Below are 21054 nucleotides of genomic sequence, written 5' to 3' on the forward strand. Positions count from 1 at the left end.
GATGAGCGAACTAGCAACACAGAGTGCACGCCGCAATTCCCTGCGCCGCTGGATTGCCACCGTGCGCGAAGGGATCGCCGCTGAGCTGTGGCCATTGCCCACGATCTCCATCCTTCTCGCCGTGATCTTGGGCATTGTGTTGCCACTGATCGACCGCGCCGTTGACTCCTCACTGCCCGCAGGGCTGGAACGATTGCTCTTCGCCGGCGGCCCCGAAAGCGCGCGAGCCGTGCTCTCCGCCATCTCCGGTTCACTCATCACGGCAACCTCGCTGACGTTCTCCCTCACCGTTGTTGCCCTGCAGTTGGCCAGCAGCCAAGCATCCCCGCGGGTGCTGCGCACCTTCCTCAAAGACCAAACCGTGCACTGGACCCTCTCCGTCTTCGTCGGCACCTTCGCCTACGCGTTGACGGTGCTGCGCACAGTGCAGGATGGCGACGACACGATCGACCCGCTCGTGCCGCGGCTGGCAGTGACGTTAGCCTCGCTCCTGACCTTGGCGAGTGTTGTCATGCTCACGCTGTTCCTCGCGCACCTCGCGCGGCAGCTGCGCATTGAAACAACGATGCGGCAGGTTTACCTCGAGACCAGCAAGACCATCGAGCTCGTGGCATCCACTATGGCCACCGGTGAAACCGAGCTTCCCGAATGGCCGCCCGCCGAGCGCATCGAACTGAGTCTCGCCAAGCGTTCAGGCTTCATTCGCTCGAGCGACCGCTCCCGACTCCTCACCGTCACCATCAGGCACGACATCGTCGCGCGCGAAGAGCACACCGTTGGCCATCACGTGGTCAGCGGCACCCCGGTGCTGCGCTGGTGGCCGCGTGACCCGATGCGCCACATGGATGACGAAGACCGCGACACCATCAACAGTGCGTTGGTCGGTGCCGTCAGTCTCGCCTATGAGCGCACGGCCAGCCAAGATATTGGTTTTGGCATCCGGCAACTCGTCGACATCACCGCCCGCGCCCTCTCCCCCGGAGTCAACGACCCCACGACAGCAGTGCACACGCTTGGGCACATCTCGGCGACGCTCTGCTCGATTGCAGATCTTGAGATTCAGTCGCGCGGACTCACCGACGACGACAACATCGTGCGTGTCATCATCAAGCCCCACGACTTTGTGAACCTGCTCGATATCGCGATGACCCAGCCGCGACGCTACGGCGCGAGCGACCCCGGGGTGGTTGAGCGCTTGTTCCAACTGCTGCAAGAGGTCGGCTACCGCGCGCAACGCACCGAGCAGTCCGCGGCGGTAGCTGTGCAAATTGACCGGCTCGAAGCATCCGTTGCCGCCGAAACGTATGACGCTGTGGAGCGCGAACGGTTCGCCCGCTTCGCCGAGGCTGCCCGCGTCGCTACCACCGAGCACCGCTGGCTCTGATTCGCACCGGGCCTGCTCAGACACAGCCTGCTGAGCCACCCCCCTGCTCGACTATCATTTCTCCATGCCCCGCACCCCGACTGCCCGCCCCGACATTGACTCCGGGGAACGGGTACTGATTCTCTCTGCCGGCGTCGGATCGGGCCACAACAGCGCCGCTGCAGCAGTGCGCCAAGCCTGCGACGCGCGCCCCGATGTCAATGAAGTGCAAGTGCTCGACGTCTTACAGGTCAGCAGCACCCTCTATCGCGACGTGTTGGGCAAGGGCTATTTCGTCTTAGCGAAAGGTTTGCCCTGGCTGCTCGAATGGGCCTACGACGTCAGCGACGCCCCGTTTTGGCGTCGCGGACCGATCGACCCCTGGACCCAGGCCAACTCTCTTCCCGTGATTCGGGCGATCAAACGCTTTCAGCCGACCGCAATCGTTAGCACGCACTTTCTTCCCGCCCAACTCATGGCCACGCTCCTCATGCGCGGAGTCATCGACGCCAAAACGGCGGTTGTCACGACCGACTACGATCCTCAAGGCCTCTGGCTGACCAGCGCATTCCACTCATTTAACGTGGCGCGCGAGGAAGGCAAGATCGAGCTGATGGCGCTCGGCCTGCCGCCCGACCGTGTGGCAGCGACCGGCATCCCGATCAGTTCCTATTCGGATGTCGAACCCGACCGCGTCGCCCACGACATCGCCCACATCTTGATTTCTGCAGGCGCTGCGGGCGGGGACTACGCCGTGGCTGCGGTGCGGCAGACGCTGCATATGCGCTCGGCGTTTACCGCGACCGTCGTCTGCGGGCACAACGAGGAGACTCGTGCAGACATTGAGAAACTCGTCGGGGCTGACGATCGCTTTCAGGTGCTGGGTTTTACAACAGAAATGCCCGCGCTGCTGAGAAGCGCCGACCTCTTCGTGGGCAAACCGGGCGGGTTATCGGCCTCCGAATGCATGGCGGCAGGGTTGCCCATGGTGCTGGTGAACCCCATCCCGGGGCAAGAGGTTCGCAACGGTGACTACCTGATGGAACAGGGCGCTGCCGTTCGGTGTAACGACGTCACCACGCTCGGCTGGAAGATCGACCAAATTTTGCGCGAACCCGGTCGCCTCGAACGGATGCAAGCGGCAGCGAAGAACACCGGCCGACCGGATGCCGCGGCAGACGTTCTCACCGGCCTGCTTGATGGCCCGGCCCGGCCGATCGTCGTGACTCGCGCTGCTCAAAAAGCTATTCTTGCCGCCAGCGAACGACAAATGGTGGCGAGCGATCTCAGAGGAGATTCCGCCCTCGTTCGACTGACTGATCCCACAGACAACAGCACGGTGGCGCTCCTGAAAGCAGATGAACTGGAAGACCTGCAGAAGCGGTACGCGTCTTCGGAAGGAGAGCTCGTGCTGAGGCCCGACCAGAGGCTCGCCTCGGTGCGCTGGGAGGGCCGCCGACTGATTCGGGCAGTGCTCCGCAATGATGAGGCGCTGCGTGTTCGTATCGACGCGCTTCCGCACGCGCAGGCGTAGCCGTAGTTGCAGGCGGTGGTCGCTGCCGCAGTCTGTAAGCCGCTAGTCACCAGCCGCTAGTCGGCGGCGGGCCGCAACGGCACCGCTCCAGTCCAGTGTGAAGGACTGTGCTGAGCGGCGATCAGCGCCCAATCGCCCGCTCGTGGGTGCCACTGCCGGGTGCTCGGATCACGCTGCAACGTCGGCCCCGCATCCAACGCAACCTGCACGGTTGTCTCTGCGCCGCTCGCCAGGGTGACCTTCTGAAATCCGAGAAGCTGAGCAACCGGATGCTCGGCCGCCAGATCAGCGGCGTAGAGCTGCACGACGGTGGATCCGTCGCGGTCGCCGGCATTCGAGACGCGAACGCGAGCGGTGCCGCCCTCGTCAGCGAAAGTGTGGTCCAGCAGCTCGTGCGTCATGGTCGTGTAGCCCAGCCCGAATCCGAGGGGGAACGCCGGAGCAATGCCCTGGCCGTCCAGGTGGCGCTGACCCCACGAGTCGTCGTACACCACGGCCTTCGCTGCGCTGTCGAACGGAGGCAGCTGCGCCGCGTCACGCGGTATGACAAACGGCAACCGGCCTCCGGGTTCCGTCTCTCCCGTGAGCATGCTCGCGAGGGCATGCCCACCCTCCATGCCGCCGTACCAAGCGAGGACTAGCGCCGGAACGCGATCCCGCCAGGCGTCGGTCACGATCGCGCTGCCCCCGATCAGCACCACGACGGTGCGCGGATTGGCGGCGGTGACGGCGCGGATGAGGCTTGCGTCAGAAGGACGAAGTTCAAGCGAGCTCCGATCGCCACCGCGAACGAAACGTGCTGCAAGGTGCGCAAGCCCGATGAAGATACGACGAGACAGACCAGAGTTGAAAGCGCGACCGAGGATTCCCACATCCACTCCGCCGGTAACCACCGACTCGCCTTCATCGTGCTGGTCGAGGCCGACGACAACGACGGCGACCTCTGCCTGAGCCGCGAGCGCCGCCGCAGCACTCTCGTCTTTGCCTGTGTCGGTTGTGATCAGTGCCGCGGGGAACGCGTCACGCAAGCCCTGCAGCGGGGAAACAGTGGATGGTGGTCGAACGCGGGAGGAGCCATGATCGCCTAGGTTCGGCTGGTCAGCGAGTCGCCCGATTACGGCGAGCCGGCGCGTGCCGGGAGCCAATGGCAGCAGCGGCGCCTCGTCGACGTCATCGTTCTTGAGCAGCACGATCGATTCTGCGGCGGCTTGGAGCGCCAGAGCTCGGTGCGCGGCAGAGACGATGACAGCGACATCCGGCTCCTGCTGCTCGCGGGTTGCCGCATGCAGAATGCTGGTGCGCAGGATGCGGTGAGCAGACTCCAGCACGGTCGCGCGGTTAAGCTCCCCGCTGCGCAGGGCGGCCGGCAGAGCGCGCGCCCGCAGCATCCGCAGGGGCATCTCGACATCCATTCCGGCCTGCAGACTGACGACCGCATCGTGGGTACCGAACACCCAGTCGCTCGTCACGAAACCGGTGAAGCCCCACTCGTCTCGCAGCACATCCGTGAGAAGGGCACGATTGACATCCATGTACTCGCCGCGCACCCGGTTATAGGCGCTCATGACCGAGTCGGCTCCGGCATCCACCACCGCTTTGAAGTGGGGCAAATACACCTCATGCAGCGCGTGGTCGTCGACAGAGACGTCGACCTCGAAGCGTTCGTTCTCCATTGAGTTGAGCGCGAAATGCTTCACGCACGCCATCGTGTGCACCCGAACGCCCCGGGTGAGCGCCGAGCCCATCTGCCCGACGAGCACCGGATCTTCGCCGTAGCATTCCTGCGCACGACCCCAGGCGGGATGCCGCAGCAAATTCACGCACACCGAGGCAGAGTAGTTGGCGCCCCGCGCGCGCGTCTCGGCACCGATCGCGACTCCGACCCGTTGCTCAAGGGCCGGATCCCACGTTGCTGCCCGCGCCATTGTTACGGGGAACGCTGTAGCCGCGCCGATGACGACACCGCGAGCGCCGTCGCTGAACCGGATGCCCGGGATACCGAGGCGCGATACCGCGCCGGCCACAAACGGTCGCCGGCCGAGGAGGGCGGGAATGAAGGGCAGGAGACGTCGCGGAGAGTCACCGTCGAGCAGGCCGAGCAGTTCTTTATCGGTCAGCAAGTCACTCAGCTGGGCTGCAGAAGCATCCGCATCACGATCACCGGACCGAACAGCGCGCACCGCCTCGTCGAAGGCGTGAACCGATGCTGTGATCGTGACGGGCACGGCTGCGTCGCTGATCGGCGCACCGCCAACGCTGTGCACGATGCCGTTCGCATTCTCCATGATGTGAAGTCTGCACCCTGTAGCTGTGCCGATACACAACGACGGCGGAAGACCACCTGCCGTGCCCCCACACTGGGGGTCGAGACCACTCGTGGTCCACTTGGTCAGCTTCGTTACGTTTGTATCATCCCGTGACGCACCGTTGCGCTCTCCCGAACGTCTGGACCCCTTTGCCTTCAGCACCTCTGACTTCTTCGCGTTCTTTTCGACTGTTTGCGGGAGCGGCCGTAGCGGCTCTCTTGCTTGCTGGCTGCACGAGTCAGAGTGGCTCAGCGGATGCGCTGCAGAAGGCCTGTGTCGACACCACCGCCTCGGCAATCAAGCTCATCGATGCCGCCGACTCGTGCGGTGCCGGTTTCGTCGAGGCAGTGTTCACGACGGAAGCAACCTCGGCTGGGGTTGACGGAGTCGATGGACAAGATGGCACAAACGGGCTGAACGGCGCAGATGGCGTCGATGGACGAGACGGCACAAACGGGCTGAACGGCGCAGCCGGTGCGGATGGCGACACCGTGCTCAACGGAACAGCCGGACCTCGTGGCGCAGCAGGCGCTGATGGTGCGGATGGCGCTGATGGCACGGATGGCATCGACGGTGCAGATGGCGTCGACGGACTCGATGGCGCAGATGGCGTCGACGGACTCGATGGCGCAGATGGCGTCGACGGACTCGATGGCGCAACGGGCCCCGCCGGACCCCAGGGCGAACGGGGTCTCCTCGGCGCAACCGGCCCAGCCGGTGCTGCCGGTGCGACGGGTGCAACAGGGGCAACAGGGCTAACAGGCGCAACGGGCGCAACGGGCGCCACCGGAAACTCCCTCCTCTCTGCGCAGTTCGGCTACCGCTCGGGCGAAGCACTCGACAGTTCCCCCAATGAATGCACTATGGGCACGCTCTCGCTGTCGGCGGGCTACCGCACGGGAGAGGGCCTCGTCGCAGATGGCCGCCTTATCAATATTTCCTCCAACACAGCGCTCTTCTCACTCATCGGAACCACCTACGGCGGCGATGGTCGCGTGACTTTTGGGCTCCCCGATATGAGCGACATCACGCCCAACAACATGACTTGGATGATCTGCCATCAGGGCCTCTACCCCAGCACGCTCTAGCGTTCTGAAACACTCTCGGCAGGTTCTCGGCGACACGCAGACTAGGATTCTGACGTGGAAGACACTTACGAACTCGAACTCCGTAGCGTTCCCTTTGAGCACGCCGACTCGGTAATGCTGCGTTCAGCGCAGCGCGCTGAGCTCACCGCGCGGTACGGAACCGAAGATAGCGAACCCGGCGCGAAGCCGACATCTGACTCGGTAGTCGTCTTCTTGATCGCCTATGTCGACGGTGTTCCTGCCGGTTGTGGTGGGCTCCGTGAGCTCGATAACGGCAACTTCGAAGTGAAGCGCATGTACGTCACGCCTGCTCAGCGTGGCACCGGCATTGCCATCGCAGTGCTCAAAGGCCTCGAAGAGTGGGCGCGTGCTCAGTCGGCCACCGAACTCGTTCTCGAAACGGGAACAGCCCAGCCTGACGCGATACGTTTCTACGAGCGCGAGGGCTACACGCGCATCGAGAACTTTGGCGACTACGTGGGCGAGCCGCTCAGCGTCTGCTACTCCAAAACGCTCTGACGCGGAACGCCAGCTCGGCACCTGTTTCTCGCCGATTGGCAAGGATCCGCACGGCAGCGCTCTAGTCTTGGTCAGTGCTTGCTCTCGTCGCGCTCTCCGTTCTCATCGGAGCACTCTCGCAACGGATCACCGGGATGGGCTTTGCACTCGTCGCATCGCCACTGATCGTGATCTTGCTCGGCCCCTTCGACGGGGTGCTTGTGGTGAACCTCTGCGGTGTCATTTCAGCATCGCTCATCATTCCGCGGGTGTGGCGACACATCGAGTGGCGCACGCTCGCATGGTTGGCGATTCCGGCTGTTGTCACGATCGTGCCCGCGTCGTTTCTTGTGACCCGGTTGCCGGGCCCCATCACTCAACTCAGCATTGGCATCCTGGTGCTGGTTGCCCTCACCGCGACGCTGCTCATTAGGCGGTCGGAGCGCGTGGTGCCGGCGCGACCGGCCGCGATCCTTGCCGGGGCGGCATCCGGTTTTATGAATACGGCGGCGGGCGTTGGCGGCCCGGCGATCAGCATTTATGCGGTCATCATGCGCTGGCCGCAAGTGAACTTTGCGGCCACGCTTCAGCCTTACTTTGTGATTGTGGGCGCCACATCACTCGTTGCGAAAGCGCTGTTTTCTGGCGGCATGCTTCCCGACTTGGATGCTCTCAGCTGGGTCATTATCATCAGCTCACTGCTGGTGGGGCTCGTGTTCGGCGAGGTACTCAACCGGCACGTCAGCCACCGCGCTGCGCGGATCGCGGTCATCATCATCGCGTACGTCGGTGGCACGGTCGCTGTCATCGATGGGGCTCTGGGGCTCGCGGCCTAGCCAGCACCGGTCTCCCTACCGGCGGCGTTCGCTCTGTTATGTGGCATCTGCAGCACCTCCGGCACTAGCGACACCTGCAGCGTTAACGATCGGATGCCCGGCCCCCACTCTCGGGGACCGGGCATCCGGTGTTCGACAGCGCGTTAGCGCAGGCGATTCACCTCAGTGTTATTCGGCGGGGCCGACTCCTACGGGGTCAGCTTCCTCGTTGGGGGTGTCGCCGTTGCCGGGAACGGTCTGGCGCAGGGTGGCGCCGAGGTCGGCATCCACACTTGTCCAGTACCAGTAGAAACGCTCGAGGATTTCGGGAACGGTGATGCCGCGGCCCTGTCCGGTGAGGGTTTCAATAAAGCGAGCCTTCGACTCTGCGGAGAAGACGTCGCGGTAGAGCGTTCCGGCCTGGCCGAAGTCGTCGTCTTCGGAGTGCAGGGTTGCTGCGGCGCGAAGGAGTTCGCCGTCGGTTGCCCAGCCACCTTCGCCGGCAAGCTCGGGCTGAGCTGCGGGTCCGCCATACGAGTTCGGTGTGTACGTGCGTGCTGCAGCGTCACCGATCTTGTAGTTCATGGAACCTTCGTGCTGGTAGTTGCGCGCTTCGGAGGCGTGCGGCTGGTTGACGGGGAGCTGGTTGTAGTTGGTTCCAATGCGGTTGCGCTGGGCATCCGGGTAGGAGAACACACGGGCCATCAGCATCTTGTCTGGGCTGATGTCGGTGCCAGGAACCATGTTCGACGGCGAGAATGCTGCCTGCTCGATCTGCGCGAAGAAGTTCTCCGGGTTGCGGTTGAGCGTGAAGTGGCCAACCGGAATCAGCGGGTAGTCCTTGTGCGACCATGTCTTGGTGAGGTCGAAGGGGTTGAAGCGGTAGGTCTTGGCTTCTTCGTAGGGCATGACCTGCACGGAGACATCCCAAGTGGGGTAGTCGCCGTCGGCGATGGCGTTGAAGAGGTCGCGACGGTAGTAGTCGGCGTCTTCTCCGGCGATGCGCTCGGCATCGGCAGCCTCCATCAGTTCAACACCCTGGCGGGACTTGAAGTGGTACTGCACCCAGAAGCGCTCGCCTTCGGCGTTGATCCACTGGTAGGTGTGCGAGCTGTAGCCATTGATGTGACGCCAGGACTTGCTGAGGCCACGGTCACCCATGAGGTACGTGACCTGGTGGGCGCTTTCGGGCGAGAGGGTCCAGAAGTCCCACTGCATGTCGCCGTCGCGAAGACCGGAGTCGCCGAGGCGCTTTTGCGAGTGGATGAAGTCGGGGAACTTCATGCCGTCACGGATGAAGAAGACGGGCGTGTTGTTTCCGACGATGTCGAGGTTTCCCTCGGTGGTGTAGAAACGAAGTGCGAAGCCGCGGACGTCGCGCCACGTGTCGGGCGAACCCTGCTCACCGGCTACGGACGATACGCGCAGAATGGTTTCGCTTTTAGCGCCCTTCTGGAAGACGGCGGCCTTGGTGAACTGCGAAACGTCTTCTGTGACGACAAATTCACCCATGGCTCCACCACCCTTGGCGTGCGGGTTGCGCTCCGGCACCCGCTCGCGGTTGAACGCGGCAAGCTTCTCGACCAGAAAACGATCGTGCAGCGCGATTACGCCATCAGGACCTGTCGTGAGCGAATGTTCGTCGCTCGCAATGGGTGCGCCGGCCTGGGTTGTCGTGGGTTCTGTCACGATGTCTCCTTTGTGTGGGGATTATTAGGGGCGAAATGGAAAGTCGGTCGACAGCGTAGACAGCTCTGTCTGTGTTCTTTAGTCTGCGCTCTTTTGGTTGAGAGCGCTCTGGCAATCGGGGCATACTCCCCAAAAGTTCACTTCGGCGGTGTGCACGGTGAAGCCGCCAGCATCGGATGGTGTGAGGCACGGCGCGTGACCAACGACGCAGTCCACGTCGCGCACGGCACTGCATTCGGTGCACACGATGTGGTGGTGGTTGTCGCCAATGCGGCGTTCATAGAGAGCGGATGACCCTGCCGGTTCGATCTTGCGCAGCAAGCCCGCCGTCGTCAGCGCCGCCAGCACTCCGTACACAGCTTGGAGGGAGGTGCCGGGCAAACTCGGCAGCACAGCCCCGAACACTGTGTCGGCATCCGAGTGCGGGATGTCAGTGAGGGCGCTGAGCACAGCGACGCGGGGCTCGGTCACTTTCAGACCGGCCTCTCGCAGAGTGTCGGCGAGCGCCGCATCCGTCACTGTTTCCATGGCTACGACGTTATCAGTTGTTTTGAATAACTCAAGACAACTTGTGGTGAATTCGACGCCAGCATCCCCCAACACCGGGAAGGGAGATGAGAGGGCCCTCCCCGCAGCCCACCTCAACACTCGCCATCGCGGCTGCCTGCGCATTGATAGGCACACGTCAAACGCCCGCGACGGTGCCTACGACTCCGTGAATCAACTTGGTCCCAGTATGCACAATTCGCCGACGCTGCCCGGAACAATGCCACGAACAGCCGGGGCATATCAAATGCGTATTCCAGACGGAACTATTGTCTACGTCGGAGTGGCCGGCAAGAGACAAGGGCAAGGGCTATGAGGCAGACTCGCGGCTTACCGCAGCGGGGGCGCTATTAGCGGATTCGAGCAAGCCGCTTTAGACCGAGCGTCGTCCGATGCCAAAAATCTGGAAGGAGATATTGAATTCGCACGGCATCTGGAACCGGCAGCGGACGGCGAAGATGCGGAAACCTCAAACCGAGGAGAACACCTTGAGCGCGAAGCTGCGCGACACCGTTGAATTAGCCACCGTGACCGATTCAACGCGCGAGTTCGGCTGCAGCGACAGTGGGCGTACAGTCCGCAGCATTCAGCGAGAAGCCTTTCCAACGCGCCCCAAGCTGCAACGCGGGCCCCCTGACCCGCGCGCAGATTACACATGCGCGAGCGCACTTCCCCGAATTCGAATGAGGCTCAGCCCAAGAACAAAACGAGATAACTCAGACGACTGATCGAAATCGTGGATCATGGTTGAATTCGATCTCGAATGCGCAAGACGCCTGAAATTTCGCGCCACTCGTATAGATTGAGTAAAATTCTGCTTTACTGGCCGCTGGACCAAAATCGGAGGCACCAATTGGACAGAGTTACTCGGGCATATAACGAAGCGTTTCGTGTGGAACAATCTCTTCCGACCTCGATGAGCCAGGGTGAATTATTCGAGCATTTCGTCAACTACTGCCTAATCTCTGAGAAGTTCGATGAAGAATTCGACATTCACGATACTCATACGGGCGGCGGGAACGATCTCTCGATCGACGGACTTGCAATCGTTGTGAACGGTGTAATTGTCACCTCGGTCGAGGCTGCTAAAGAACTACTCACGACTAACGGCTTTCTCGATGTGGAATTCATTTTCATTCAGTCGAAGTCGGGTGAGGGCTTTAGCGGCGAACAGATGGTGAGCCTCAAAGATGGCGTCGTCGAGTTTTTTGCCGAGGAACTCAGCCTTCCTGCTTCCCCGAAAATCATCGACTACCGAGCCATCATGAGTTGGATATTCGATCAAAGCGGGCAGTTCAAAAGGGGAAAACCACGATGTGAACTAATATTCGCCACCGCCGGATCCTGGCAGGACGACCCCCAGCTCCTAGTCAAAATCGCAAAGATTAGGGCCGAGATCCTCGGAACTAACCTTTTCGAACAAGTCTCGTTCACCCCTCTCGGCGCGGCTGAACTCCAATCCAGCTGGAAACACAGCAAAGACAGCGTGAAAGCGGAATTCACCTTTACGAAGAAGGCGACTCTGGCTGATATCGAAGGTGTGAAAGAGTCCTATCTAGGAGTCCTCCCGTTGGCTGAGTTTTTGAAGGTGATCGAAGACGAAGGCTCCGGGGTGCGCAAAAACATTTTCGTAGACAACGTTCGAGACTTTCAGGGCGACAACCCGGTAAACGGTGAAATGTCCCAGAGCCTTGCAACTGAAGAAGGCCGAAACCGCTTCGCCGTGCTCAACAACGGTGTGACTCTGGTTGCAAGGCAGCTCCACATCGTCGGAGACAAGTTTTACGCCGCAGATTATCAAATCGTAAATGGCTGCCAAACGAGCCATGTGATTTACAACAACAAGGACCTCCTAGAGCCGGACATGCAGATTCCTTTTAAGGTGATCGCAACCGATGATGAGGAAGTTATCGGGGCAATCGCCACTGCAACGAATCGCCAGACGCTGGTGACCGAGGAAGACCTGTATGCGCTGGAGGAGATTCAGAAGAAATTGGAAGCCTACTTCCAAGCGTTTGAGGACAAACACAAGCTCTACTACGAGCGCCGCTCGAAGCAGTACAGCAGTGCAGTCGGTATCGAAAAAGTACGAATAATCACCAAACAAATCGAGATTCGCTCTTTCGGCGCGATGTTTCTGAACGAGGGCCACCGGGCAACCCGTTACTACGCGGCGTTAAAATCAATGGTGGGGTCAGCGATCTTTAACGTGGACCACAAGCTGGAGCCCTACTACGCAGCCGCCTTTGCCTACTACAAACTGGAGTTCCTCTTCAGGAACGGACAGATTCCGGTGGCCTATAAGCCCGCGCGGTACCACCTTCTCATGGCATTCCGGCACATAGTAGCGGGGACAACAATGCCCTTGTTGTCCGCGAACAAAATAGAGGCTTATGCCAGAAAAATCACGGATACGCTTTGGGACGACACTAAGACCCTCAAGGCTTTTCAGGCTGCTTGTAGCGCTATCGACGAAGCGCTCGGCGGTTCTGTCCTAGACGGAGACGCAGTAAAGGTGCAGGCTTTTACCGACAAAGTGCTGCTCGCTGCAAAGTCGCCCAAGTAGTTCAACCCCCTTAGAGTCGTCGACGACTAAACCGGGCGCGGTGGTGACCCGCCAAGTTCAATGTCTCCCCGCGCCCGGATCCCTCGCGCATACCTGCACTTGAGCTTCGATACCCGTTGATCGCCCGAGACGCTGATAATGATCGGCGCTTCTGTCAAATCTCACGAGCATTGCGCCGAGGAAAGCTGTGCGCTCCCGCTTCGCCCGACCGAGCCAACTCTACGAACCCAACTTGTCTGAGGTGTAGAGTTGCCAAGCAGATAAACACAGCGATCGGAGCACCTGCATGACGCCAGCAGTGCAACAAGGTCGGCTCGCAGCGCAAGCGGCCAAAGTCCTGCTTGAGCGCATCCGGGCCGGCGAGTGGCCCTTGGGGCACAAGCTGCCGGGCGAGACGACACTGGCTGCCGAGATCGGGGTCGGGCGCTCAACGCTGCGGGAGGCCATCCGTGAACTCGCCGGTCAAGGCGTGCTCGAAAGCCGTCAAGGCTCGGGCGTCTTCGTGATCTCGACCGACATTGCCGAAGACTGGGATGTCGTGCTGCGCCGTGTGTCCGCTGCATCCGTCATCGAGGCTCGGGTCGCTATCGAGACCGAGGCCGCTGCACTCGCGGCGCATCGGCGCACTCCCTCAGACCTGCGGGCGATGCGTCGAGCACTCGCCCGCCGCTCGGGCTCGCACCACTCTGCCGAAGAGTTCGCTGACGTCGACATGGCGCTTCATCGGGAAGTCGTCGCGGCATCCCACAATGAAGTGCTGCTCGAACTGTTCAACGGGTTCGTGCCGCGAGTGCGGGTAGCGATGATCGAAATGCTGAAGCTGCGCCCCATCCACGACTACGAGGCAGACCAAGCCGCCCACAGCGCGCTGGTCGAAGCAATCGCCGAACGAAACCCGGCCGCCGCGGCCGAGTGCAGCCGGGCGCACCTCACCGGCGTGCACCGAGCCCTCTCGTGAGCGACGGCACTTCCGTGAGCGACAGCACAGTCGCGCGCGCCAGCAATTCAATGAACGAAAGCACCCTCGTGAGCAGCAGTCCCTCCGTCGTCGAGCTGCGCGGCGTCACCTTCCGCCGCGGCGAGCGCACCATCCTCCACGAGGTCGACCTCACCGTGCGCGCGGGCGAACACTGGGCGCTCCTCGGCCCCAACGGCGCCGGCAAGAGCACGATCCTCGGTTTCGTCGGCGCCTCAGCGCACCCGACCTCAGGAACCGTAGACATCCTGGGGCAACGCCTCGGCCGAGTCGAACTGCAGGCGCTGCGTCGCTCCATCGGGCACGTCAACCCGCGTCATCCGCTTCACGCACCCCTCACGATTCGGGATGTCGTACTCACCGGCCTGACCGGATCCCTCGAGACTCCCCCGCGCTGGGAACCCACCGCGCAGCAGACCCAACGCGCGACAGAACTCATCGAACAGATGGGCCTGGCAGGCAAGGATGCTCACCGCTGGCCAACCCTGTCGCAAGGAGAACGCGGCAGAGCACTCATCGCCCGCGCACTGATCGCCGAACCTGACCTGCTGCTTCTCGACGAACCCAGCACCGGGTTGGATGTCGCGGCACGCGAGCAACTCCTCGAAACCATCGACGCGCTCACCCACAGCTTTCCGCGACTGGCCTCAATTCTCGTGACGCATCACCTCGAAGAACTGCCCTCCACGACATCCCATGCCGCGCTAATTGCGAATGGTCGGATCTCTCAGGCCGGGCCAGCCGAACAGGTGCTGACCACCGAAAACGTCACGACCGCCTTCGCGCATCCGATCCGCGTCGGCCAACACGACGACCGCTGGTTCGCGCTGCCCGGTCGCAAGCGTTCGCTCGATCTCGTCACGCGTTAGCCGGCGCACCAGATCGAGGGTCACCAATTCTGGACCCAACTCGGGCAGCGACGACGGCCCCAGCATCGGCTAGCGGCTCTCGGCCAGAGGGCCCCAGCACAGCTCCTCACGCCAGCAGCGCCAACGCCATGAGCCCCGCGGCGCCGCCCATGCTCAGCACTTCGACGCGCGCGAGCAGCCCGGGCGATCGCTGCGTTAGCCGCAGCGACCGCTCGAACCACACGGTGAAAATGACGTACCCGGCCATGCCGCCCAACAGTGGCGGCAGGAACGCCACCCCGTGATGGTGGCTTTCGCTGGCATCGACGCCGCCCGAACTCATCGCCATGATCATTCCCGCCATCAAGACGAGACCGAGGGCCGAGTGCAGCGCCATCATCCCGGAGCGATGCGCCGCATCTGCCCCTGCGGCCGTTCCCGCCGAGCGAGCCGAACGGGAGTTGGGTCGCGCGCCGAACCCTACGAGCATCCCCGAGACGAGAAGCGCCATCACCCAGACCAGCGGATGAAGCAGCCCCCACGAGAGCGACACATCCAGCATCGCCGCGAGCATCACAATCGCCGCAAAAGACTGCAGCTGCATTCCAGTACGCCGCGCACCTACGGTGCAACACGTGCCGAGCGCCGCCGGCAGCAAGGCCGCCACGTGCAAGGTTTCCACTGTTTTCCGCTTCCGCTCTCGCTCTCCTCGCCGCTCCCTAGTGGCCGTGCTCACTATCGTGGTGGGCGCAGTGGTCACCGTTTTCTTGGGCCGGGGCGGGGATGTTGAGTGCCGGGTTCATGCCGAAGAAGCCATTGGGCTTGAGGGTGAACTTGGCGTAGTCCATGGGCATGACGGGCCAGTCTTCCATGCGGGGGAAGTGGGTGAGACCGAAGGTGTGCCACACGACAACATCTTCGGCTTCAACCGAGGCGTCATCCGCAATGTATTTGGCAATGCCGTCGCCACCCGGGTTCTGGTGCACGAAGTCGCCGGCCGCATACCGTTCGCTTGGGTCGTACTTCGTCACGTAGAGATGCTTGGTCGTGAATAGAGCTCGCTTCGCAATCGATGACGACTCGTCTGCCATCAGGGTCGGGCTCTCCTGGGGGTAGAGAACGTACGACGTGGGGCGTCCAGTGCGGTTGGTCTTGTCTGCGCTTGAGATCTGCCACACACGGGATGCCGCACCGTTAGCAACTCGGCCTGACTCGCCTTCCGAGCGGATGCGAGTGACCTGCTTCGTGAAGGCGTTGCCGTATTCATTGCCCGGCCCCATCGGCACGCGCACGGCGTCAATCTCATCCACGCTGTTGGCTACACCGTCGACGGTCATGTCGAGTCGTGCCGAAAAGAGGTGCTGGTGATTGGGGCCACCGAGGCCAGGGGCAACTTCCGAGGCGTAGGGGTAGTCCGAGCCATCCGCTTGCAGTCCGGGATACGCCGACGTGAAGAGGATGCCCGTGAGCTTCGACTCGCATTCGATGGTGCCGTCGAGGTACAGGTACCAGTAGAAGCCGTAGTCGTAGTTTCCGACTGTGGTGAAGAAGGAGATGACGAGTCGACGAGAGCGCCGAACTTCCGAGGCGCCTGTGAAGAGATCGGTGTGCTTCCACAGTGTGCCGAAGTCTTCCTCGTGCATGCAGATGCCGTTCTGTACGACCTTGGGGGAACCCAGCTCGTCGGCGAAGACCGCGTCAAAGTACTTGATCTCGCCAACACAGTCGCAGCCGAGGGCGAGCGAGTTCGTGTAACGACCGAACAGGTACTCGCCGGTGTCGAAGTAGTTCTGCCAGAAACGGTTGGGCTGCGGGTCGGCGTAGGGAACCACCATTTCGCTAATCGACCCGCGATACATGATTGGGCGGTCGACACCCTGGTCGGCAAAGCTGAGGTTGCGCATGATGAGACCCTCGCGCATGTCGAACCCGATTTGGAATTTCCAGTTGCCCCACTCGACCTGTTCACCGTCGACGAGATAGCTGGGGCCTTCCGGCTGAGTGATGACGATCGGCTTGAGCGCATCGAGCGGTGGTCCCTGCACTGCCGGGTCGTCGTAATTGCCGCCCTCGGCGGGGATCGGATATACCTCGCTGTCGACAATGCGCGTCACTTTCATCGCGGCAATGTCGACGTAGGCGGCGAGACCGTCAATCGGGTGCGCCCACACGTGGTCGCCCACGTAGTCAGAGCGGAACGCGAAGATACGCAGAATGCGGCGACCCTCCTCTTCGGGAAAGTCGTAGTAGCCGGAGGAGAGCGGCACAACTTCGACGTCGTTTACGGTGACGCCGCGCTTCGCAAGAGCCGCGATCCAGCCTTCGTCTTGGGCGACGATCTCGCCGACGAGCTCAAATTCTGTGTCGAGGATAGGCAATTGTCCCGCTGATCCGTCGAGCACCGACGTTGAGATGATGGCTCCGAGCCCCAACGAAATGATGTTGTCGCTGGAGTGGCCGGTTGCGAGATCAAGCAGCATGACGCGTGCTTGGCGGTCGGGCATTTCCCCACCCTCTGCCTCCCACGCTTTCACTTCGTTCTTGGCGGGCTCCTCGAGGCCGACATAAACGAAACGAGTGGTCGTGGTGAAGAAATCCACCGTCGAGGCGATGTCGCGAATCGCGGTGATCTCGTCGGCGCTCAGGCTGCTGAGCGGATGCTGCGGCGCAGTCGAATTGTGGTGGGCCAAGACTGATTTGTCGTTCGTGATCGTCATTCGATTTCCTTCACTTGCGGGGGATGGGGATGATGTGTGCGTGCCGGGCTGGAGCGCCGGACCAGTGCACAGGGTTGTCCAGTGCGGCGCTCCAGCCCGAACGGATCAGGCGTCGATTGAGTCGATAATCGATTCGTAGGTCGCGGGCTTGGTGCGCTTGAGGATGACTGCCTGAACCAGACCGACGGCGGGAGCGATCACGATCAGCAGCAGGAGCAGCACACTCATTGCGCCGAAGACGGGGGCTCCCTCGGCATTGACGTCTCCGACCATGATCGGGAAGTACGCGATGATGATCGCGGCGCTGGCGATGAGACCTACTAGGCCCAGCACCGGTGCCAGCTTGGTGTTCCACACTCGTGTGTCGCTCTTCGTGCTGGCGAAGTACACAATGACCGCGACACTCGTGAGAGCCATCAGAATCGCGATGGCTAGCGTTGCGACACCAGCGAACCACGTGAATACCTGGACCACGGGGTCGAGCCCAAGCACCGCAAAAAGAGTGATCAGGGTGCCGGCTGTTACGGTCTGCACGAGAGAAGACAGGTGCGGCGACAGGTGCTTGGAGTGCACTGAGGCGAGACGTTCCGGAAGCACACCCGTGTTTGACATCGAGTGCTGGTAACGCGTGATGACGTTATGGAACGAGAGCACACACGCGAACATTGCCGTGATCAGCAGGATGTTGACGATGATCTCGCCCGCGACACCGAGGTACTGCGCCACGGTGACCAGAATCATGGCGCCAGGATCTTGGGCCGCGACATCCACCACATTTTCTGGGCCCCACGCCATCACGATCGCCCAGCTGGCGACCGTGTAAAACACACCAACGCCGATGACGGCGCTGTAGGTGGCGATGGGGATGGTGCGGTCAGGGTCTTTTGCTTCGTCACGGAACACCGCGGTCGCTTCGAAGCCGATGAAGGCGGCAATGGCGAACATGAGGCCGACGCCCGGCGAACCGCTGACGATGTTGGTCGGGTAGAAGGGCTCGAGAGTGAGCCCCTCCGCACCGCCCGAAGCGACAACCGCAATCACGAGCGCGATGACGATGCCGACCTCAGAAACGAGGAAGACCGCAAGCACCTTGGACGAGAGATCGATGTGGCGATAGCCGAGCACACCGACAACGGCAACGACGAGGAGCGAGAAAACCCACCACGGAATCTCCGGGCCGCCCAACGACATCGCCGTCACGCTGAGGATGTAACCGACATAGCCGTGCACCGACACCTGAATGGCGGTGTACGTGAGCATCGCAAGCCACGCACTCGCCAGCCCAGCCGGGCGGCCCAGGCCGTAGCCGACATACGTGAAGAATGCCCCCGGCTTCGGAACGTGACGGGCCATGGCAGAGAGGCCGACAGCGAAGAGCAGCAATACGACGCCAGAGATGACATACATGCTCGGAAAGCCGACACCGTTGCCGATGAGGATGCCCAGCGGCACCGCCCCTCCGACCACAGTGAGCGGTGATGCAGCGGCAACAACCATGAAGACAATCGCGGCGACTCCGAGCTTTCCGGAGAGTTTTGGCTTAGCCAAGGTGTCTGTAGCTGTTGGGGGTGTTCCAGTGGCGGTCATTGCTGTCGTCCAATCAAACGGGAGAGGGGAATGGTCGTAAAGACACTCTGCCGAGGCCGGATTGCGCCGCTGTCACCGCGCGGTAAAAACATCCGTCGCGTGAATGAGACGAGTTTCTGGTGCTGTCTCATTTGGGCTTACCTGCCGGAAACATTTCGGTCTCGCCGCTGTAATCGACCACCGCTAGAGTCGTCGAATCTCGGCACTCTAGGAGCACGCGATGTCAGCACTTGAACGCGCGATCGCGCAGCGCCACCCGGTTCATGGTTTTAGCCGCGAGTCACCGCTTCACGGCCTCGATCGCCGCAGCATCGGTTTCGTCGAGGTGCTTGCTCAATCGGTATCGGCCATTGCCCCGGCGGCAGCCGCCACCACTATGCCGCTGCTGGTCGCGAGCATCGCGGGATCAGCCACCGTCTTCTCGATCGCTACCGCCGGTCTTCTCGCTCTCCTTATCGCCTTCACCGTCAACCAATTCACGCGCCGGATGGCCGCCACTGGATCGCTCTACACCTTTGTGGCCAAAGGCTTCGGCACTGACCGCGCGGGTACAACCGCGACTCTGGCAACAAGTGTTGGCATGCTCATTGGCTACAGCTTCATCGCAATGTTCGCTTTGGCCGGAGGCACCTACTACGTGTCGATCGTTCTCGCGAGAGTCATTCCGGACCTCATCGGCTCACCGCTCGCGACGGGCGGGATCATGGTGGTGCTGGCCAGCATTGTGCTGCTGGTTCTCGCCCGCGGCATCCGGCTCTCCTCAAGAGTGACGCTCATGGTGGAGACGCTCTCGGTCGCGGTGCTGCTCATCCTTATCGTTGCGCTCTTGATTCAGATTGGGCCTCACACGGACTGGTCAGCGGTCACTCGTCAGTCCTTCGCAGGTTCGACTGGGTCATTTTCTGGAATCGCAGTCGGCGCGGTGTTAGCGCTCACCGCCTATGTGGGTTTCGAAAGTTCAGCCGCTCTGGGCGTCGAGGTGCGACGCCCGTTTAGAAACATCCCGCGCGCGCTGGTCTGGACCGTGCTGGGCTCTCTCCTCTTTTACTTACTCGCCGCGACCGCTCAAGTGATGGGCTTCGAGGTGCTCGGAGCCGACTTCAGCCAGAGTACGTCGCCGGTCAACGAATTAGCAGAAGGATTCGGGCTTGGCTCCTTTGCCCTTGTTCTCGATATCGGAATCGCGGCATCGTTTCTCGCCTGCACTATCGCGTCAACCACCGCGCTCGCTCGAGTGCTCTTCTCGTTGAGCCGCGACGGAATTTTGCCGCGCCGGCTCGGCTCCACTCATCCGAAACTCCACACACCGCTCTTTGCAATCGGAGTTTCGTTGCTCGCCGTGACCGTCGTGCCGCTGGCGTTCGTGCTCGCTGGTGCTGGCATCTGGAACACCATGCAACTGCTGCTGGTCGTCGCTGCGGCGGGCTACATTACGGCCTACATCATGGTGTGTTTCGCCGCCCCCGCGTTCTTGAACCGCATCGGCGAGCTCAGCATCCGACCGCTGCTCACCGCACTAGTTGCCGGCCTTTCGCTGACCATCGCTTTCGTCACCTACCTCGCCGTTGAAGTAGCCGGAGAACGTGCACTCGCCGTCGCACTCTATGTGGCAGTCATGAGCCTGGGCACTGCCGTTCTGCTGCTGAGAGTTCGCAAGAATCCACGCCTCGCCCTCACAATCGGCAACTACGACGAACCCACCGTGATCGATGTACTCGGCGGCACCACACAGGCGAAGCAGGCGAGTGACTGAATCGACCCCGCCCGCAGTGCCCGAGGCGACGCGCAAGCGTGGAGCCGTCGATGGTCTGCGCGCACGCCAACCCGCTGCGGTGCACAGCGCGCTGGGGGTTCTTGAGTCGGTAGCCCAACACGGCGCGGGAGTCAGCGCTCGCGAAATCTGCGAAGCCCTCGATCTGCCCCGCGCCACCACCTACCGCCTGCTCAACCTTCTCGTGCAAGACGAATACTTGGTGCGCACCCCCGACCTCCGTGGCTTCGCGCTCGGCAGCAAACTGGAACAGTTTGGCCGCGCAGTGATGCCCACAGCTCCCCCGCGCGCCGCCCGCGAGATCATCAACGAGCTTCGCGGCAGCATCCGGGCCGGTGTTCATCTTGTGCGCTACGACGCCACGCACATCGTGCTCAGCGACATCGATCCAGACTTTCCACTCAGCCACCCCGAACGCATCAGCAGAGAGCTCGACTGCTCAGCAATGGGCCGCCTCTTGCTCACCGAACTCGGCCACGACGGCCACCCCTCGTGGGCTGTCGTGCGCCCCGCGTCAAGCATCCACGCCATTACTGAACACGTCACCCGCAGCGGCTACGCGATGCAGAACGGGGAACTGCAACCAGGGCACGGATGCATCGCCGTAGCCATCCGCGACGATCACGATGTGCTCGTGGCTGGCCTCGCCGTCTCGATGCCCGGAGTGCGCGTCGAGAACCCTGCCAAGATCGTCGACTCCCTCAGGGAAGCCGCGCAGGGGTTGGCGCCGCTGTTGTCATGAAATGCGTG

General features: G+C 62.0%; 16 protein-coding genes. 10 read left to right on the plus strand and 6 right to left on the minus strand.

Annotated elements, in window-relative coordinates:
• Nucleotide 1 precedes the first annotated feature (1 nt).
• Together I6E52_RS07370 and I6E52_RS07375 are read left to right on the plus strand one after the other, a co-directional pair.
• The gene (locus I6E52_RS07370; RefSeq protein WP_197155874.1) at nucleotides 2–1384 is read left to right on the plus strand and encodes a DUF2254 domain-containing protein; all 1383 of its coding nucleotides are present in this window, start codon (nucleotides 2–4) and stop codon (nucleotides 1382–1384) included.
• 64 nt (nucleotides 1385–1448) lie between these two features.
• Nucleotides 1449–2897 carry a glycosyltransferase gene (locus I6E52_RS07375; RefSeq protein ID WP_197155876.1) on the plus strand — a complete coding sequence of 483 codons (1449 nt, stop codon included), beginning with the start codon at nucleotides 1449–1451 and terminating at the stop codon, nucleotides 2895–2897.
• 56 nt (nucleotides 2898–2953) lie between these two features.
• Here the strand turns inward: I6E52_RS07375 and I6E52_RS07380 are convergent, their stop codons facing one another.
• Nucleotides 2954–5182 (minus strand): beta-glucosidase, encoded by a 2229-nt coding sequence (locus I6E52_RS07380; protein ID WP_197155878.1) that lies wholly within the window; start codon nucleotides 5180–5182, stop codon nucleotides 2954–2956.
• Between the two features lie 170 nt (nucleotides 5183–5352).
• Here I6E52_RS07380 and I6E52_RS07385 point away from each other — a divergent pair, with 170 nt between their 5' ends.
• The 3 genes from I6E52_RS07385 (at nucleotide 5353) to I6E52_RS07395 (ending at nucleotide 7625) form a co-directional block, all read left to right on the plus strand.
• Entirely contained in the window at nucleotides 5353–6291 is a 939-nt protein-coding gene (locus I6E52_RS07385; protein ID WP_197155881.1) for a tail fiber protein, read from the plus strand.
• Between the two features lie 54 nt (nucleotides 6292–6345).
• Nucleotides 6346–6810, plus strand: coding sequence for a GNAT family N-acetyltransferase (locus I6E52_RS07390; protein WP_197155883.1), 465 nt, complete (start codon nucleotides 6346–6348; stop codon nucleotides 6808–6810).
• A 74-nt stretch (nucleotides 6811–6884) separates the two neighbouring features.
• Complete coding sequence (locus tag I6E52_RS07395) at nucleotides 6885–7625, plus strand: sulfite exporter TauE/SafE family protein (protein WP_197155885.1); 741 nt, start codon at nucleotides 6885–6887, stop codon at nucleotides 7623–7625.
• Nucleotides 7626–7793: 168 nt separating this feature from the next.
• Here I6E52_RS07395 and I6E52_RS07400 read toward each other — a convergent pair whose 3' ends face one another.
• Together I6E52_RS07400 and I6E52_RS07405 are read right to left on the minus strand one after the other, a co-directional pair.
• Nucleotides 7794–9293, minus strand: a complete 1500-nt coding sequence (locus tag I6E52_RS07400; RefSeq protein WP_197155887.1) for a catalase — start codon at nucleotides 9291–9293, stop codon at nucleotides 7794–7796.
• A gap of 78 nt (nucleotides 9294–9371) precedes the next feature.
• Entirely contained in the window at nucleotides 9372–9821 is a 450-nt protein-coding gene (locus tag I6E52_RS07405; RefSeq protein WP_197155890.1) for a Fur family transcriptional regulator, read from the minus strand.
• Nucleotides 9822–10731: 910 nt separating this feature from the next.
• Between I6E52_RS07405 and I6E52_RS14320 the strand changes: the two genes are divergently transcribed.
• The 3 genes from I6E52_RS14320 (at nucleotide 10732) to I6E52_RS07420 (ending at nucleotide 14250) form a co-directional block, all read left to right on the plus strand.
• Nucleotides 10732–12405, plus strand: coding sequence for an AIPR family protein (locus I6E52_RS14320; RefSeq protein WP_197155892.1), 1674 nt, complete (start codon nucleotides 10732–10734; stop codon nucleotides 12403–12405).
• 286 nt (nucleotides 12406–12691) lie between these two features.
• The gene (locus tag I6E52_RS07415) at nucleotides 12692–13363 is read left to right on the plus strand and encodes a FadR/GntR family transcriptional regulator (RefSeq protein WP_197155894.1); all 672 of its coding nucleotides are present in this window, start codon (nucleotides 12692–12694) and stop codon (nucleotides 13361–13363) included.
• A gap of 50 nt (nucleotides 13364–13413) precedes the next feature.
• On the plus strand, nucleotides 13414–14250 hold the full coding sequence (locus I6E52_RS07420; RefSeq protein WP_197155904.1) for an ABC transporter ATP-binding protein: 837 nt from the start codon (nucleotides 13414–13416) through the stop codon (nucleotides 14248–14250).
• A gap of 106 nt (nucleotides 14251–14356) precedes the next feature.
• On the opposite strand, the gene I6E52_RS07425 is transcribed toward I6E52_RS07420, so the two are convergent.
• From I6E52_RS07425 to I6E52_RS07435, 3 genes are all read right to left on the minus strand, one after another.
• Entirely contained in the window at nucleotides 14357–14833 is a 477-nt protein-coding gene (locus tag I6E52_RS07425; protein WP_197155906.1) for a hypothetical protein, read from the minus strand.
• A 115-nt stretch (nucleotides 14834–14948) separates the two neighbouring features.
• Complete coding sequence (locus I6E52_RS07430; protein WP_197155908.1) at nucleotides 14949–16946, minus strand: primary-amine oxidase; 1998 nt, start codon at nucleotides 16944–16946, stop codon at nucleotides 14949–14951.
• A gap of 105 nt (nucleotides 16947–17051) precedes the next feature.
• Nucleotides 17052–18533, minus strand: a complete 1482-nt coding sequence (locus I6E52_RS07435) for an APC family permease (protein ID WP_197137135.1) — start codon at nucleotides 18531–18533, stop codon at nucleotides 17052–17054.
• Between the two features lie 220 nt (nucleotides 18534–18753).
• Here I6E52_RS07435 and I6E52_RS07440 point away from each other — a divergent pair, with 220 nt between their 5' ends.
• On the plus strand, nucleotides 18754–20286 hold the full coding sequence (locus I6E52_RS07440; RefSeq protein WP_197155910.1) for an APC family permease: 1533 nt from the start codon (nucleotides 18754–18756) through the stop codon (nucleotides 20284–20286).
• Nucleotides 20279–21046: a helix-turn-helix domain-containing protein gene (locus I6E52_RS07445; RefSeq protein ID WP_307842435.1), complete on the plus strand. Its 768-nt coding sequence runs from the start codon at nucleotides 20279–20281 to the stop codon at nucleotides 21044–21046. Before I6E52_RS07440 ends, I6E52_RS07445 begins: the two co-directional genes overlap by 8 nt.
• Nucleotides 21047–21054: the final 8 nt, after the last annotated feature.

The sequence above is a fragment of the Salinibacterium sp. NG253 genome (assembly GCF_015864945.1).
In the GTDB taxonomy this organism is placed as follows: Bacteria; Actinomycetota; Actinomycetes; order Actinomycetales; family Microbacteriaceae; genus Rhodoglobus.